Consider the following 13,576-nt stretch of genomic DNA (forward strand, 5'->3'; position numbering starts at 1 on the left):
ACATTGATGTCTTGGGAAAGTGACGGGAACCGCGCCTGCCGCTGCTGTTTTATATTCCCGAGGACCTGTATGTACAGGTGGGCGCCAGGTAACCGAACCAGGGCTCGGACAGAGCCAGCTCCCTCGGATTTGCTTAAGGCCACTGGAATGTAACGTTCACGAACAGGGCAGAACCCGTCGACCCCCGATGTAGGGGCCAAGTGGGGCTGCGGCAAGGGGGCGGAAGTGGATTTGCAAAACTTCTCTGCCGGTTCAATCTTCGGCGGGGATAAAGCCGTAGCGGCGCAATTCTTCGGGCAGCAGCACATAGATTTCATCGGGTGGCGTGACCAGCGCATGCTGCATCACCATCGGATCAATGCCCATATCATCGAGGTATCGCATCACCTCACCTTGGCCGCGCTGGATGTCTTCCACAGCGACAAAGGCGGGTAGGATCGTGCTTTCGCCAAAGTAATGCTGATGCACCCCGACCGAGGCGCTCTCGGGCACGGTCCGTGCCGCGCCGGCGGCCAGCAGATAGGGGCAGGCGGAATAGCAGATGTCCCCCTCCCGCAGTGCGGTGTTTAGCTCTTCGCGCCGAAGATAGCGGCCCAGTTCCAAAGCGTCGCGGACCGATCCGCCGGGGGAATTGAGATAGATTTCCTCGGGCGCGGGGGTCAGTTCGCTCAACTGTTTGACGATCCGCTCTGCATCGCCCGCTTCGATGGCCCCCTCCAACAGCGCCGCACGCCCGCCCGAGACGGGGGTGAGCACCAGCCGGTCGGGCAGGGCGGTCTCGGGCATCGGCTGGCCGGGGGTTGGCGCGCGTTCGGGGCGGAAGCGGCGGGTCTGGTCGCCGGGGCGGATCGGCTCGGTCAATTCCGGGGCGCGCGGGCCGAAGCCCGGCAGGCGCAGCCCTTCCCCTAGGTCCCCCCAGAACAGCAGCACCGCGAGGCCAAGTTGAAAGATCAGCACGCCGATCAGCACCCGCCCGACAATCGGCTTCCGGTGGGGGGCCTCGGCTTCCGGTGGGGTCTCTTCGCTCATGTGCTTTTGATCGATGTGACGGGGCCGGGGGCCGGCTCTTCGGTCGCATCAGCGGCGGGCGGCGCTTCGGCGGCGGGGCGTTTGTGGGCGGGGCTTTCCTGCATCGCCACATCGACATCACGCACGGCGGCCAGCGCGGCGCGTAGTTCTGCAAGGGTCAGCGTGTCTTCGACTGCGGCCCCCTCCCGGCCCGAGCGGATCGCCCCTTGGGTGATGGAGAGGATCAGCACCAGCACGGCGGGCAACAGGTCAATCGCGATGGCCCCGGCCCAAGAGGGCACGAAATTGCGCGCATAGAGGATCACCGCATCGGCGCTGGAGATCGGCGTATAGGTCGTGTCGGCGGCGGGCGGCATGGTCTGCACGTCCTGCGCTGCGCGCTCCAATGTCGCTGCACGCTGGGCCAGCACCTCCAGAACCGAGGTTATCGTCGCCCCTTGCGCGCCGCGTTGCTCTTCGTTGCTGCCGTCAAGCTCAGGCAGCACGACGGAGGCCGCCAAATCCTGCGCTGCGCGTTCCACCAGCGGGGCCACGGAAAGCTGCCGTAGCCGGGTGATCAGACCTGCAAGCCGCACGGCCTGTTCGGAAAACTCGACCGAGCGCGCCTGAACCGGGCCGGGCTCTACCGTCAGGGCGCGCATGCGACTGAGGATCTGGTTCCCCTCGGCGAAGGCGTCATTCACCAGCGGGGTCTGGGTGGCGATCTGCGCCTCCAGCGCGCCCAGTTCCGCCGACTTCTGCCGCAGCACCCGGAACACCGCGCCGCGCCCGGCAAGGCCCGACAGGCTGCCAGCCGCCTCTTGCTCGCTCAGGTCTTCAAAGCTCTGTCTGACCCGCGCCACGTCCCGCTCAAGCCCTTGAGCAGACAGGGCAATCTCATGTGTGCGCTCTAACGCGCCTTGGTAGTCTTGCACCGTCTCGGCGAGATGCTGCTCCACTGCCGCCGATCCGGCAAGCGCGGCGGCGTTCAGCCAGCTCGACATCGCGATGATCGCCACGGAGCCGAGCCCCATCGCCCCCAGAAGCCCCATCCGCGCGCGTGTGGTGCGCACAGCGGGGAAGAGCCGCAGCAGATAGGACCAAAAGACAAAGATGCCCACGGAGACCGCCACCGAATAGGCGATCGCGGCAAAGGCCGACATAGCGCCGTTGTCATCCAGCAGCGATGAGACGCCAAGGTAGGTGTAAATGCCCGAGGCCACGGCCAAAACGCCAAGCGCCGTGCCCGAGAATGTATCGAGCCATGTCAGGTGGCCCTCCAATTCACGGGCGTAACGCACCCCGCGCGCCTGTGTCTCACTCATCGGTTCGCGTTGTGCCATGGGCCTCCCTCGCTTTGCTGGGGTGAAGATAGGGGGTCACGGGGGAATTACCAAACTTTCCGATGCTGCCCCTTGTGGATGTTCATCAAATGTTCATATTTGTCGCCATGATGGAGAATGACATACGACAACTCCAACCCGGCCAATTACTGGCGCGGGGGGTGATGCGGCATTTGGCCGATCTTGGGTTCGCCTCGGTGGAGGAACTTGTGCCGACGCGCGGTTTGCGGGTCGACGTGATGGCGCTTGGCCCGAAGGGGGAGATTTGGATCGTCGAATGCAAATCCAATCGCGCCGACTTCATGGGCGACGCAAAATGGGAGGGCTATTTGGAATGGGCCGACCGGTTCTTTTGGGCCGTGGACAGTGATTTCCCGGTGGAACTGCTGCCCGAGGAAAGCGGCCTCATCATCGGTGACGCCTATGGGGCGGAGATTGTGAGGATGTGCGATGAGACCAAGCTTGCGCCCGCCCGGCGCAAGGTGATGGTGCAGAAATTCGCGACCCATGCCGCCCGGCGCCTGCATCGCCTACGCGATCCCGACATGGCGCCGAACTGGTCTTGAAAGGGGAGCGTGATCTGAGGTCGCTCGTCTGTATCGTGGGCGAACCCGCGCGTAGGCGGCTTAGCGCCCTTTTTTGCCTGCGCGGTTCGCGGCGGCCATAATCTCTTCCGCGATTTCGCGGGCTTCTTCCGGGGTGAAATCCATCGGAATTTCAACGCCGCCGCCTTCGACGAAAAGGCGGACCATGCCCTTGTCTGTCGGGCCGATTTGCAGGTTTGCTTCGATGTCGCGTTCGGTGTCGATGCCCATGGGAGCCTCCGGTTTGGTGGGGCTTATCGCTAGCGCGGCATGGGCGGAAAGGCAAGATATCTTGGCGGGTTGCGTCGCAGGGGAGGGGGCGCGTTGGCCTTAGGTGACGGGTGCGTCATCACCATTTTGCACGAGGGTAGGGTGCCGGTCTGGCGGATCGGGAGATTGCCGCGACGCGCAGCTTGGAGACCGAGGGTGAAATCGCCGCGTCATCCACCCGCGTTTCCCGTATGAGTGCCGATGACACAGGGCGTGCGAAAAATCTGAAGGAAACCGGCATTTCTTCTGACTTTGAGGTCTTGCATTCCTCCGCCACGGGCGCTAAATCCGCCCCAGTGCCGCCTTAGCTCAGTTGGTTAGAGCGCTTGATTGTGGATCAAGAGGTCCCTGGTTCGAGACCAGGAGGTGGTACCACCCCCCCCCCACTTTTTTAGTATAGCGTGCGTTTTACAGCGTGTGGCCAGTTGCCGTCAGTCTCTCCCCGCGCGGGTGGTGCCGCCCCGCCGGGCCCCTAACCCATAGAAAATCTTATATTTCTTGGAACGTTCTCCCTGAACTTTCGTTGAGATCATAGCAAATAACGAAGAGGAGAGAGACATGAAAACGCTTACAGCCAGCACTCTTGCCCTGACACTCGCAGGCACCGCCGCTCTCGCTGAAACGCATATGACCGACTATTCCAACGTCGACAGCATGCAGATGAACGAAATGCGCGGCGATCTGATCCGCTCGCGCGATATCACCGGCGGTGAGATCTACACCCTCAACGAAGCCGGCGACGAATGGAGCCCTAACACGGCCTATAACGAAATCGGCGCCGACTGGAACGAGATCGGTGAAATCGAAGACATCGTTCTGTCCAAAAACGGCCAGATGGTCGGCATCGTGGCCGAGGTCGGTGGTTTCCTCGATATCGGTGACAAACACGTCATGATCTCGACACCCGATGTGAACCTCGTGGCCGTCGATGACCAGACCTACGCCTATGTCACGCGTCTGAGCGAAGAAGAGCTCGAAGCGCTGCCCGGCGTTGACGAAGGCTTCTGGGACTAATTTAAGCGGTAAACGCTTAAGTTGAATTTTCAGACCCCGGCGTGGAGCCCTCCGCGCCGGGGTTCTTTGTGAATGGGCTTAGCTTAGCTTCATTACGATGCAAGTGGTGGAGCCTGTGGCATAAAGCTTGCCATCCTCGACGCCGCGAATCTCGCCATGCGCGACACCGGTCGAACGGCCCACATGATCGGTCACCCCGATACAGTCGATCTCCATCCCCAAAGGCAAGCCGCGCAGGATATTAATCTTATATTCCAAAGTGGTATAGACCGAGCCGCGGGGGATTTTCGTCATCACCGCGCAGGCCATCGCTGAATCGAGCAGCGTGCCGTACCAACCGCCGTGCACCGTGCCCATCGGGTTTGTCATGGCAAAGCTCGGCGCGCCGCGAAAGACGATGCGGCCCTCTTCGACCGAATGCAGCGCATAGCCCATGGTCTGGCCGATGGGCGGCCCGGGGTTGGTGCCGTCGAGAATGGCCTGCATGAACTCCAGCCCCGAAAGCTTGAGCGCTTCGGATTGGGACAAAAGGTCAGCAGGGCTTTGGGCGATGCGGGGCATGGTCTTCTCCGGCAAGTGAATTTCGCCGGAGGATACGCCCGCGCGGGGCAGGGGCAAGCCCCCCTGCCAGAGGGGCGGCGCTTACGCGACGTCCGAGAGATCAACCTGCGGGGTCACACCGATGGCGCGGCAGACGTCGCGGGTGAGTTCCGCGCGGTTGAGCGTGTAGAAATGCAGCGCATCCACGCCTTCGTCGATCAACTCGCTGCACAGTTCGGTGCACATGGCTTGGGCCAGCAGATCGTGCCGGTCATCGCGGATCGCAGCCTCATAGGCTTGGTCGACCCATTCTGGGACCGGCGTGCCGCATTTGACGGCGAATTTACGGGCCGAGGTCCAGTTCACCACCGGCAGGATGCCCGGCGTGATCGGCTTGTCGATGCCTGCTTTCACACAGGCATCGCGGAAACGTAGGAAGGTCTCCGCCTCAAAGAAAAACTGGGTCAGCGCCTCATCCGCGCCCGCGTCGAACTTGCGTTTCAGCCAGTCGATATTCGCCTGTTGGTCTGCCGCTTCGGGGTGCGGGTCGGGGTAGGCGCCGACGCGGATGGTGAATTTGCCGGTTTTCGCCAGCGCCTCGATCAGCTCGCAACTGTCGGCGAAGCCTTCGGGGTGGGGCACGAACTTGTCGGTGCCTGCTTGCGGGTCGCCGCGCAGGGCGACGATGTCTTTGATGCCCGCTTCGGCGAATTTATCGGCCACGTCGAGCGTCTCTGCCCGGCTGGCGCCGACGCAGGTCAGGTGGCCTGCGACAGGCAAGCCCGAGGTGCGGTGCAGCACATGCGCCGAATCATGGGTGAGATCGCGCGTCGTGCCACCTGCGCCATAGGTGACGGAGAAGAAGCGCGGGGCCAGCGGGGCCAATGCCTGCGCCGCATCCCACAGTTTGAACGCCGCGCCGACGGTGCGGGGCGGGAAGACTTCGAAGGAAACGGCAGGGGTGGTCATTGAGAGATCCTTTTGGCGGTTTCACGTCTTGTCTCACATCTAGGCTTGTGAGACAAACTCATAACATTCATCTTGAACATGAGTAATGCCTCAAATGCACATTGAGTTCCGTCACCTGCGCACAATCAAGGCCATCCACGAGGCGGGCGGCTTGGCCCGCGCGGCGGATCAGATGAATATCACGCAATCGGCGTTAAGTCATCAGGTGAAGGGGTTGGAGGATCAGGCGGGGGTCGAACTCTTTGTGCGGCGCTCGAAACCGTTGAAGTTGTCGCCCGCCGGGCAGCGGCTGTTGAAGCTCGCGCAGCAGGTCTTGCCGCAGGTCGAAGCCTTGCAGGACGAGTTTTCGGGTCTGCGGGCGGGCAGCACGGGGCGGATGCATATCGCAATCGAATGTCACGCCTGTTTCGAGTGGCTCTTCCCTGTGTTGGAGCAGTTCCGCCGCCATTGGCCGGATGTGGATGTCGATATCCGCCCCGGTCTCGCCTTTGACGCGCTGCCTGCGCTTTTGCGGGAAGAGGTTGATCTGGTGGTCTCCTCGGACCCTGAGGAACTGCCGGGCGTCGAATTTGTCGAACTCTTTGATTACAATCCTGTTTTCGTGGCCTCGCAGAACCACCCGCTGGCCGAGAAACCCTTTGTCGAGGCGGCCGATTTTCGTGGGGAGACGCTGATTACCTATCCGGTGGAACGGACCCGGCTGGACGTGTTCAGCCAGTTGTTGATCCCCGCCAAGGTCGAGCCTGCGACGATCCGGCAGGTGGAACTGACGGCGGTGATCCTGTTGCTGGTGGCGTCCAACCGCGGGGTCTCGGTCCTGCCGGATTGGGTGGTGCGGGAGGTGAAATATTCCTCCGATTACGTCACGCGGCCTTTGACGGCCGAGGGGATCACACGGCGGCTTTATGCAGCGGTGCGCAGGGATGATCTGGGCAAACCGTTTATGGATGAGTTGTTGAAGCTGGCCGGGCAGGAGGCGCGGAAGTTGCAGCGGGCCTGAGTGGTGTGCCGAGGGGCAGCGGCTTGACGCCGGGCCGGGTGGGTGAACGCGCCGTTCCACAAGGCGGAACAACGCATTCCAAAGCTTACTTCACCTTAACGATAGCCTTGCCGGTGTTCCCGCCATTCAGCATGTCGATGAAGGCCTGCGGCGCCTTCTCCAGCCCTTCGGTGATGTCCTCTTTCACCTTCACGCGGCCATCGGCGACCATCGGCGCCACTTCGCGCTGGAACTTCGGCATCTGGTCCCAGTGGTTCGAGATGATGAAGCCGCGCACGGTGAGGAAGTTCACCAAAATCGTGCGCCACAGCCGCGGCGCGGTGAGGCCAGCCCCCTCGGCATCGGCGCCCAGCCCGCCGGCGTTATACCATGCGATCATGCCGCAAAGCGGGATGCGGCCATGGGGGTTCATCAGCGGCAACACCGCATCCAGCACCTTGCCGCCGACGTTTTCGTAATAGATATCAATGCCATCCGGCGCAGCCTCTTTCAGGGCGGCGCGCAGGGATTTTGCATCGTCATAGGCGCGGTGATCAAGGCAGACGTCAAAGCCGAAATCGCGGGTGGCGATCTCGCATTTGTCGGCGCCGCCTGCGATGCCCACAGTGCGCAGCCCTTTGGCCTTGGCCAATTGCCCCACAATCGAGCCGACGGGGCCGGTGGCCGCGGCCACCACGAGGGTCTCGCCTTCTTTCGGCTGGCCGATGTCGTTCAAACCGTACCAGCCGGTCAGGCCGGGCATGCCGAGCACGCCGAGCGAGGCGGTGATCGGCACGCCTTCGGCATCGACCTTCTGACATTGTTTCGCCGGGGCGACGCCATGGGTGGCCCAGCCGAAGGCGCCAAAGGCAAAATCGCCCTCGTCGAAGCTCGGGTCATTGGAGGCGATCACCTTGCCCACGCTGCCACCTTCCATCAGGCCGCCGAGGGGCACAGGTTCGGCATAGGACTTCGCATCGTCCATTCGGCCCCGCATATAGGGGTCGAGCGACATGTAATGCACTTCGACCAGAATTTCGCCGTCGCCCGGCTGGGGGATATCCGCGCTTTCAAGGCGGAAGTTCTCGGGCGTCGGTGCGCCATCTGGGCGGGAGGCGAGGACGATTCTTTGCATCTGGTCGGACATGGAGTTTCCTTCGTGCTGGTTGCTACAGCGTCCAAGGTGTTCCCTCGCGCTCTGAATGCAACCCGTGAGGTGCGCAAGAATCAATAAGCGGTGCAGGTTTCTGCCCCCTTGGCAATTGCGCTCTTGCGCCCTATACGTCCCGCCTTATCCATCAAAGGGCGCGAACAATGATCGGCAGTGCGAATCTCAACATCATGATCAAGGCAGCACGCAAAGCGGGGCGTGCATTGGTCAAGGATTTCCGCGAGGTCGAGAACCTTCAGGTCTCGGTCAAGGGCGCGGGCGATTTCGTAACCAAGGCCGACATTGGCGCCGAGAAGATCATCAAAGACGACCTGATGGGCGCGCGCCCGACCTATGGCTGGCTGGCCGAAGAGGGCGGCGAGGAAGAGGGCCAAGACCCGACCCGTCGCTGGATCGTCGACCCGCTGGATGGCACCACCAACTTTCTGCACGGTCTGCCGCATTGGGCCATCTCCATCGCGTTGGAGCATAAGGGCGAGATCGTCGCCGGTGTGGTCTTTGACCCCGCCAAGGACGAAATGTTTTTTGCCGAGAAGGGCACCGGCGCTTGGATGAACGAAGGCCGCCTGCGGGTTTCGGGCCGTCACCGCATGATCGAGTCGATCTTTGCCACAGGTCTGCCTTTCGGGGGCCGTGCCGATCTGCCTGAAACGCTCAAAGATTTGGGCCGCCTGCTGCCCGTCTGCGCCGGTGTGCGCCGCTGGGGCGCGGCTTCGCTCGATCTCGCCTATGTCGCCTCGGGCCGTTACGATGGCTTCTGGGAGCGTCGTCTGAAGCCGTGGGATGTGGCCGCGGGCATGTTGATCGTCAAAGAGGCCGGTGGCCTTGTCGAGCCGATCTGCCCTGAGCGCAACATCCTGCAACATGGTGAGATAATCTGCGCGAACGAGCCGATCTATTCGACCTTCGCCAAGACGATCCGCGGCTGATCACTCGATCACGACCGTCTGGCGCAATGCGCCGGTCAGTTGGTCAAAGATCAGGATCTCATCCGCATCCGTTACCACCGCATACCAGCCGCGGCCTTGCGTAAACGCTTGGGCGCTGCTGCCATCGGGCAGGGTGATGCTGCGCGGCATGGTCGGGCCCTGATCGCTCAGACGGGTGACAAGCACGAAGATCAGCACTAGAACCCCGCCAATCATCACGACGGTCAAGACCGTCACCATCCGCCGCAGAAACCGCAGGTTCGCCGGTTCATCAGGGTTGTCCGTGTCCATGTCTCACCGCCGCATTGATTTCATTCTGGGCGATAGCCCGCCCGCCCGTCTTGATAAGGCGCTGGCCCGCGATGTGCCAGAGGAAGCGAACCTGTCGCGCACGCGGTTGGGCCGTTTGATCACCGAAGGCGCGGTGACGCTCGACGGTGTCGTGGTCCAAGACCCCCGCGCCAAAGTCGCCGAAGGGCAGGCGGTGCAGATCACGGTTGAAGAAGCGGCAGAGAGCCACATCCTGCCCGAAGACATCCCGCTGTCGGTGGTGTTCGAGGACGACGATCTGATCGTGATCGACAAGCCCGCGGGCATGGTGGTGCACCCCGCGCCGGGCTCGCCCTCCGGCACGCTGGTTAACGCATTGTTAGCACATTGCGGTGATGATCTATCCGGCGTGGGCGGCATGAAGCGGCCCGGCATCGTGCACCGGATCGACAAGGACACTACGGGGCTGCTGGTCGTCGCCAAATCCGACGCGGCGCATCACGGGCTGGCGGCGCAGTTCGAGAAACATACCGTAGAGCGTTATTACCAGACCCTCGTCTATGGGGTGCCGGATGCCAATGACCCGCGCCTGCGGGGCGTCAAAGGCGCGTCCTTCGAGGCGGGGAATATCCTGCGGATGACCACCCAACTGGCGCGGCACAAGACCGACCGCCAGCGGCAGGCGGTGCTGTTTCAAGGCGGGCGGCACGCGGTGACCCGTGCCCGCACGGTCGAGCGTTTCGGCACCCCGCCCGTACTGGCGCTGCTGGAATGTTGGCTTGAGACGGGGCGCACGCACCAAATCCGCGTGCATATGTCCCACGCGGGCCATGGTTTGGTGGGGGATGCGACCTATGGCGGGCGGCGCAAACTGGCCAAGACGGCCTTGCCTGAGGCCACCGCCGAAGCAATCCGTGCCTTCCCCCGGCAAGCGCTGCACGCCGCCGTTCTGGGGTTCGAGCATCCGGTGACTGGTGAGAACCTGCGTTTTGAGGCACCGCTGCCGCCCGATATGGCGGCCCTGCTGGACCTGCTGCGCGACGGCACCACCGCCCCATCGGCGTGACCCCGCCGCCCCGCGGAACCGCCTAAGGATCGGTTACGTTTTGTTCACAGAAACTGTGCAGTCATGAACAAAAGCGTGAATGCTTCTGTCTTGAAAGCACGAAGGGGGCCGCCCATATTGCATGTTAAGCGAAATAACATAGGCCCCGATTAAACTGGGGAAAGGGACAAGACATGGCAAATTATGCAAATCTGCCCGCACCAACGCCCGAAGGCGGGCTGAACCGCTATATGCAAGAGATCCGCAAGTTCCCGCTGCTGGAGCCTGAGGAAGAATACATGTTGGCCAAACGCTGGGTCGAAGAACAAGACACCGAAGCCGCGCATAAGATGGTCACCTCTCACCTGCGCCTCGCGGCAAAGATCGCGATGGGCTACCGCGGCTATGGATTGCCACAGTCCGAGGTGATCTCGGAAGCGAACGTCGGCCTGATGCAGGCGGTGAAACGTTTCGATCCTGAGAAGGGCTTCCGCCTTGCCACCTATGCGATGTGGTGGATTCGCGCCTCGATTCAGGAATACATTCTGCGCAGTTGGTCGCTGGTCAAGCTCGGCACGACGTCGGGTCAGAAAAAGCTGTTCTTCAACTTGCGTAAGGCCAAGAACAAGATCGGCGCGCTGGAAGAGGGCGATTTGCGCCCCGAAAACGTGAAAGAGATCGCGACCCAACTCGGCGTGACCGAGGATGAGGTCGTCTCCATGAACCGGCGGATGTCGGGCGGGGATGCCTCGCTCAACGCCACCGTCGGGTCCGAAGGCGAAGGCACGATGCAGTGGCAAGATTGGTTGGAGGATGAAGACGCCGACCAAGCGGGCGACTATGCCGAGCGTGACGAGCTGGAGACCCGGCGGGAGATGCTGGCGGAGGCCCTGGACGTGCTGAACGAGCGCGAGAAGGACATTCTGACCCAGCGTCGCCTGTCGGATGAGACGGTCACGCTCGAAGACCTCTCGGCGCAATACGATGTCAGCCGCGAGCGGATTCGCCAGATCGAGGTGCGCGCCTTCGAGAAGCTCCAAAAGCGGATGCGCGACTTGGCGAAGGAAAAGGGCATGTTGGCGGCCAGCTAACGGCTGATCCCGATGATACAGAGGGCCCCGCTTCTATGGAGCGGGGCTTTTCTTTATTAAATTCGGGGTTCGACGAGCTGGCTTTCGAGCTTTGCGACTTCTTCGAAACAGGCGGGGATCGTGCCCGACTGCATCGCCCGGGCAGCGGCTTGCAGCACGGCCCGCAGTTGCGCGATCTGAGGTTCCGGCGCGGTGGCGAAATCCCGCAGGGACCATCTTATCAGCCGCCAATAGGCCGCGCGAAAGGCGTCGCTGAGGATCGGGTTCTCGATCATCTCCGATAGGGCGTTCAAAAGCCGGGCGCGGATATCGAAAAAGGCCTCAGCATTGTCCAGCGGGGCGAGGTCCATCATGCCCAGAATCCCGGCGAGTGACATGAAGTGCGCCGGTGGGGCGGGGGAGGGCACTGCACATTTGCCGGCCGCTTCGATAATCGCCACAGCCGCGCGGATGTCATCCGCGCGCATGGGCGCGTCCAAAGGGGTCACAACAGACCCCACGCCGGATTTCACGGCGATCATGCGTTCATAGGCCAAACGTTGCAACGCTTGCCGGATGGGCGTGCGGGACACGCCGAAACGTTGGGCGAGGGCCACCTCATGCAGCATGCCGTCGGCAATGTTGCGGTTCAGGCAGATGTCCGTCCGAAGCGCCTCTGCAATCGCCGCGCTGGATTTGACTTGGGTCGACATTGCCCGGCATCCTTCGTCTGTTCGTTTTTATCAATTTAACATGTATACAGGTGACGTTGCCGTTACTCAAATTCTATGGATGTTTTTATGTCTCGTGATGTGCCTTTTTTTGATCCTGAAGCGACCTCGATACGCGCCGTTATCCCCACGCCCCGCGGCGGGCATTTGGCGATGACGGGCTTTCCGGGGCTGTTGACCCATGTGGATGGCAGCGCTTACCTCGATCCTCAACAGATGCGGGAAACCTTGGAAGGCCTGCGTGCGGCTGGGGCGCGGGAGTTGCTGGTTCTTACCGAGGAGACCGAGCTTCCTGACAGAGCTTTTCACCTGATTTCAAAGACTTCACAGTCTCTTGGTTTAAGGCTCTCCTTCGCGCCGATCGAAGATTTTAACGTCCCTTGCGATAGATTCCTAACCGAATGGCCTGCACACCGGGTGCGTTTCGAGGCGGCGCTAGAGGCGGGAGAGACGGTTGCCCTTTCCTGCCAATACGGCGCGGGGCGCAGTGGGCTGATCGCGGCGTGGTTGCTGATCGGGGCCGGAATGCCCGCCGCGGAAGCCATCGCCTTGGTGCGCAGCCATTTCCCCGAAGCCATCGAAAACCGGCTTCAGGAGAACTGGCTGCTAGAGGTCGAAAAGGAGGGGTGACCTCCCCTTTCGCATAGGAAACGTGAAAAAATTTTGACGAATTATACGATTGCCCGATTGTCGGCAAGTTCTTGCCCCATTTCTGCCACAATTGAGCCCGACAACATGTATACAGGTTGGGCAGAGGCGCACCTCAGGGAACGCAAAGGCCCATAGAAAGGGAAGATAAGCGACCAGATCACTAGGAAGAGGATCAGACATGCCAAGCCGCTCCACCGCGCCAGAAACACCCGGCCCCATCACGTCCCTCAATGCAGGGGACATTCTCCGCCGCAAACGCAGCTATGATCCCGTCACCCTTGGTCACCCGTCCGATGAATGCCCCGTCACACTTACCATCTGCGACGCCCGATTTCACAGTGTACACTATGCCCGCGACTTTGGCCGGGTCGAGGCGATGGTTGAAGTGACCTATACCTGCCATCCCGCCGCCATGCCGCAAAGGGTCTACCTGCGCACCAACGTTCCGCTGCGCCCTGCCGGCCAGCGACAAGAGCTTCGCCGACGGCTCATTCAAAGCGCCGTCACCCTGTCCACCCTGCTAAACCGCTTGAATGGAGGAGATACGACCCTGCGTGCTGCTTGACTCACAGCCCAATGCCTAGCAACTGCACCCCCTTTTGGGGGTGTTTTTTTGTCTGCGCGCCCCCATCTAATGGCCCTTGGGGTGAGGGCCATATCCCGGGTGAAGCCGTGACAAGCCGCCGCTGCGCCCCATATCTATGAAGTGAACCGCATGAGGAGGGCGCAACATGGAAGGTGGATGGACACGCGATGGCGCGGTGAGCGAGCAGATCGAAGCCTCCATTTCCGACGAATTGGCGCGGCTAAAAGCACGCCGCGCGCCAGTGGGCGAGAGCCGCACTCATTGCACGGAATGCGAAGAGCCGATTCCAGAGGCGCGGCGCATGGCGCTGCCGGGGGTAAAGCTTTGTATCGACTGCGTGCGAGAACGAGACGGGCAGGCGCAGATGCGCGGCGGGATCAATCGGCGTGGCTCGAAAGACAGCCAGTTGAAGTGAC

The 13,576-nt window shown here is 61.9% G+C and carries 17 protein-coding genes, 1 tRNA gene and 1 other RNA gene; 10 read left to right on the top strand and 9 right to left on the bottom strand.

Features of this window, described 5'->3' with window-relative positions:
* Positions 1-22 precede the first annotated feature (22 nt).
* From ssrS to ACGYLQ_RS13900, 3 genes are all read right to left on the bottom strand, one after another.
* Positions 23-177, bottom strand: a non-coding RNA gene (ssrS, locus tag ACGYLQ_RS13890) — 6S RNA.
* Between the two features lie 75 nt (positions 178-252).
* On the bottom strand, positions 253-1,029 hold the full coding sequence (locus ACGYLQ_RS13895) for a hypothetical protein (protein WP_394443473.1): 777 nt from the start codon (positions 1,027-1,029) through the stop codon (positions 253-255).
* Positions 1,026-2,351: a hypothetical protein gene (locus tag ACGYLQ_RS13900; RefSeq protein WP_394443474.1), complete on the bottom strand. Its 1,326-nt coding sequence runs from the start codon at positions 2,349-2,351 to the stop codon at positions 1,026-1,028. Before ACGYLQ_RS13900 ends, ACGYLQ_RS13895 begins: the two co-directional genes overlap by 4 nt.
* A gap of 89 nt (positions 2,352-2,440) precedes the next feature.
* On the opposite strand from ACGYLQ_RS13900, the gene ACGYLQ_RS13905 reads away from it, so the two are divergent.
* Positions 2,441-2,917, top strand: coding sequence for an MmcB family DNA repair protein (locus ACGYLQ_RS13905; protein WP_394443475.1), 477 nt, complete (start codon positions 2,441-2,443; stop codon positions 2,915-2,917).
* Positions 2,918-2,977: 60 nt separating this feature from the next.
* On the opposite strand, the gene ACGYLQ_RS13910 is transcribed toward ACGYLQ_RS13905, so the two are convergent.
* Positions 2,978-3,166, bottom strand: coding sequence for a DUF6324 family protein (locus tag ACGYLQ_RS13910; RefSeq protein ID WP_209219317.1), 189 nt, complete (start codon positions 3,164-3,166; stop codon positions 2,978-2,980).
* A gap of 337 nt (positions 3,167-3,503) precedes the next feature.
* On the opposite strand from ACGYLQ_RS13910, the gene ACGYLQ_RS13915 reads away from it, so the two are divergent.
* Positions 3,504-3,580, top strand: a tRNA-His gene (locus ACGYLQ_RS13915).
* Between the two features lie 183 nt (positions 3,581-3,763).
* On the top strand, positions 3,764-4,219 hold the full coding sequence (locus tag ACGYLQ_RS13920; RefSeq protein ID WP_394443476.1) for a PRC-barrel domain-containing protein: 456 nt from the start codon (positions 3,764-3,766) through the stop codon (positions 4,217-4,219).
* 78 nt (positions 4,220-4,297) lie between these two features.
* Here the strand turns inward: ACGYLQ_RS13920 and ACGYLQ_RS13925 are convergent, their stop codons facing one another.
* The gene (locus ACGYLQ_RS13925) at positions 4,298-4,780 is read right to left on the bottom strand and encodes a PaaI family thioesterase (RefSeq protein WP_271689593.1); all 483 of its coding nucleotides are present in this window, start codon (positions 4,778-4,780) and stop codon (positions 4,298-4,300) included.
* Between the two features lie 81 nt (positions 4,781-4,861).
* Positions 4,862-5,728, bottom strand: a complete 867-nt coding sequence (locus tag ACGYLQ_RS13930; RefSeq protein WP_067264828.1) for a methylenetetrahydrofolate reductase — start codon at positions 5,726-5,728, stop codon at positions 4,862-4,864.
* Positions 5,729-5,822: 94 nt separating this feature from the next.
* On the opposite strand from ACGYLQ_RS13930, the gene ACGYLQ_RS13935 reads away from it, so the two are divergent.
* Positions 5,823-6,728, top strand: coding sequence for a LysR family transcriptional regulator (locus ACGYLQ_RS13935; RefSeq protein WP_394433435.1), 906 nt, complete (start codon positions 5,823-5,825; stop codon positions 6,726-6,728).
* Positions 6,729-6,813: 85 nt separating this feature from the next.
* Here ACGYLQ_RS13935 and ACGYLQ_RS13940 read toward each other — a convergent pair whose 3' ends face one another.
* Positions 6,814-7,854 carry an NADP-dependent oxidoreductase gene (locus ACGYLQ_RS13940; RefSeq protein ID WP_394443478.1) on the bottom strand — a complete coding sequence of 347 codons (1,041 nt, stop codon included), beginning with the start codon at positions 7,852-7,854 and terminating at the stop codon, positions 6,814-6,816.
* 167 nt (positions 7,855-8,021) lie between these two features.
* Here ACGYLQ_RS13940 and ACGYLQ_RS13945 point away from each other — a divergent pair, with 167 nt between their 5' ends.
* Complete coding sequence (locus ACGYLQ_RS13945) at positions 8,022-8,807, top strand: inositol monophosphatase family protein (protein ID WP_394443480.1); 786 nt, start codon at positions 8,022-8,024, stop codon at positions 8,805-8,807.
* Here the strand turns inward: ACGYLQ_RS13945 and ACGYLQ_RS13950 are convergent, their stop codons facing one another.
* Positions 8,808-9,098 carry a DUF6476 family protein gene (locus tag ACGYLQ_RS13950; protein WP_271691728.1) on the bottom strand — a complete coding sequence of 97 codons (291 nt, stop codon included), beginning with the start codon at positions 9,096-9,098 and terminating at the stop codon, positions 8,808-8,810. It abuts the gene before it with no gap.
* Here ACGYLQ_RS13950 and ACGYLQ_RS13955 point away from each other — a divergent pair.
* Both ACGYLQ_RS13955 and rpoH read left to right on the top strand, forming a co-directional pair.
* The gene (locus ACGYLQ_RS13955) at positions 9,097-10,143 is read left to right on the top strand and encodes an RluA family pseudouridine synthase (RefSeq protein ID WP_394443482.1); all 1,047 of its coding nucleotides are present in this window, start codon (positions 9,097-9,099) and stop codon (positions 10,141-10,143) included. The two genes, ACGYLQ_RS13950 and ACGYLQ_RS13955, sit on opposite strands and share 2 nt — an antisense overlap.
* A gap of 173 nt (positions 10,144-10,316) precedes the next feature.
* Positions 10,317-11,213 carry an RNA polymerase sigma factor RpoH gene (gene rpoH, locus ACGYLQ_RS13960; protein WP_067262445.1) on the top strand — a complete coding sequence of 299 codons (897 nt, stop codon included), beginning with the start codon at positions 10,317-10,319 and terminating at the stop codon, positions 11,211-11,213.
* Positions 11,214-11,269: 56 nt separating this feature from the next.
* Here the strand turns inward: rpoH and ACGYLQ_RS13965 are convergent, their stop codons facing one another.
* A complete protein-coding gene (locus ACGYLQ_RS13965; protein WP_394443483.1) occupies positions 11,270-11,905 on the bottom strand; it encodes a GntR family transcriptional regulator in 636 nt (211 codons plus the stop codon).
* An 87-nt stretch (positions 11,906-11,992) separates the two neighbouring features.
* Between ACGYLQ_RS13965 and ACGYLQ_RS13970 the strand changes: the two genes are divergently transcribed.
* The 3 genes from ACGYLQ_RS13970 (at position 11,993) to ACGYLQ_RS13980 (ending at position 13,575) form a co-directional block, all read left to right on the top strand.
* Positions 11,993-12,553, top strand: a complete 561-nt coding sequence (locus ACGYLQ_RS13970) for a hypothetical protein (RefSeq protein WP_394443485.1) — start codon at positions 11,993-11,995, stop codon at positions 12,551-12,553.
* Positions 12,554-12,752: 199 nt separating this feature from the next.
* Positions 12,753-13,139: a hypothetical protein gene (locus tag ACGYLQ_RS13975; RefSeq protein WP_322329411.1), complete on the top strand. Its 387-nt coding sequence runs from the start codon at positions 12,753-12,755 to the stop codon at positions 13,137-13,139.
* Positions 13,140-13,305: 166 nt separating this feature from the next.
* Positions 13,306-13,575 (top strand): DksA/TraR family C4-type zinc finger protein, encoded by a 270-nt coding sequence (locus tag ACGYLQ_RS13980; RefSeq protein WP_394443487.1) that lies wholly within the window; start codon positions 13,306-13,308, stop codon positions 13,573-13,575.
* The last annotated feature ends 1 nt before the right edge of the window (position 13,576 follow it).

It is taken from the genome of Sulfitobacter sp. 1A12779 (genome assembly GCF_043557315.1).
Classification (GTDB): domain Bacteria; phylum Pseudomonadota; class Alphaproteobacteria; order Rhodobacterales; family Rhodobacteraceae; genus Sulfitobacter; species Sulfitobacter faviae.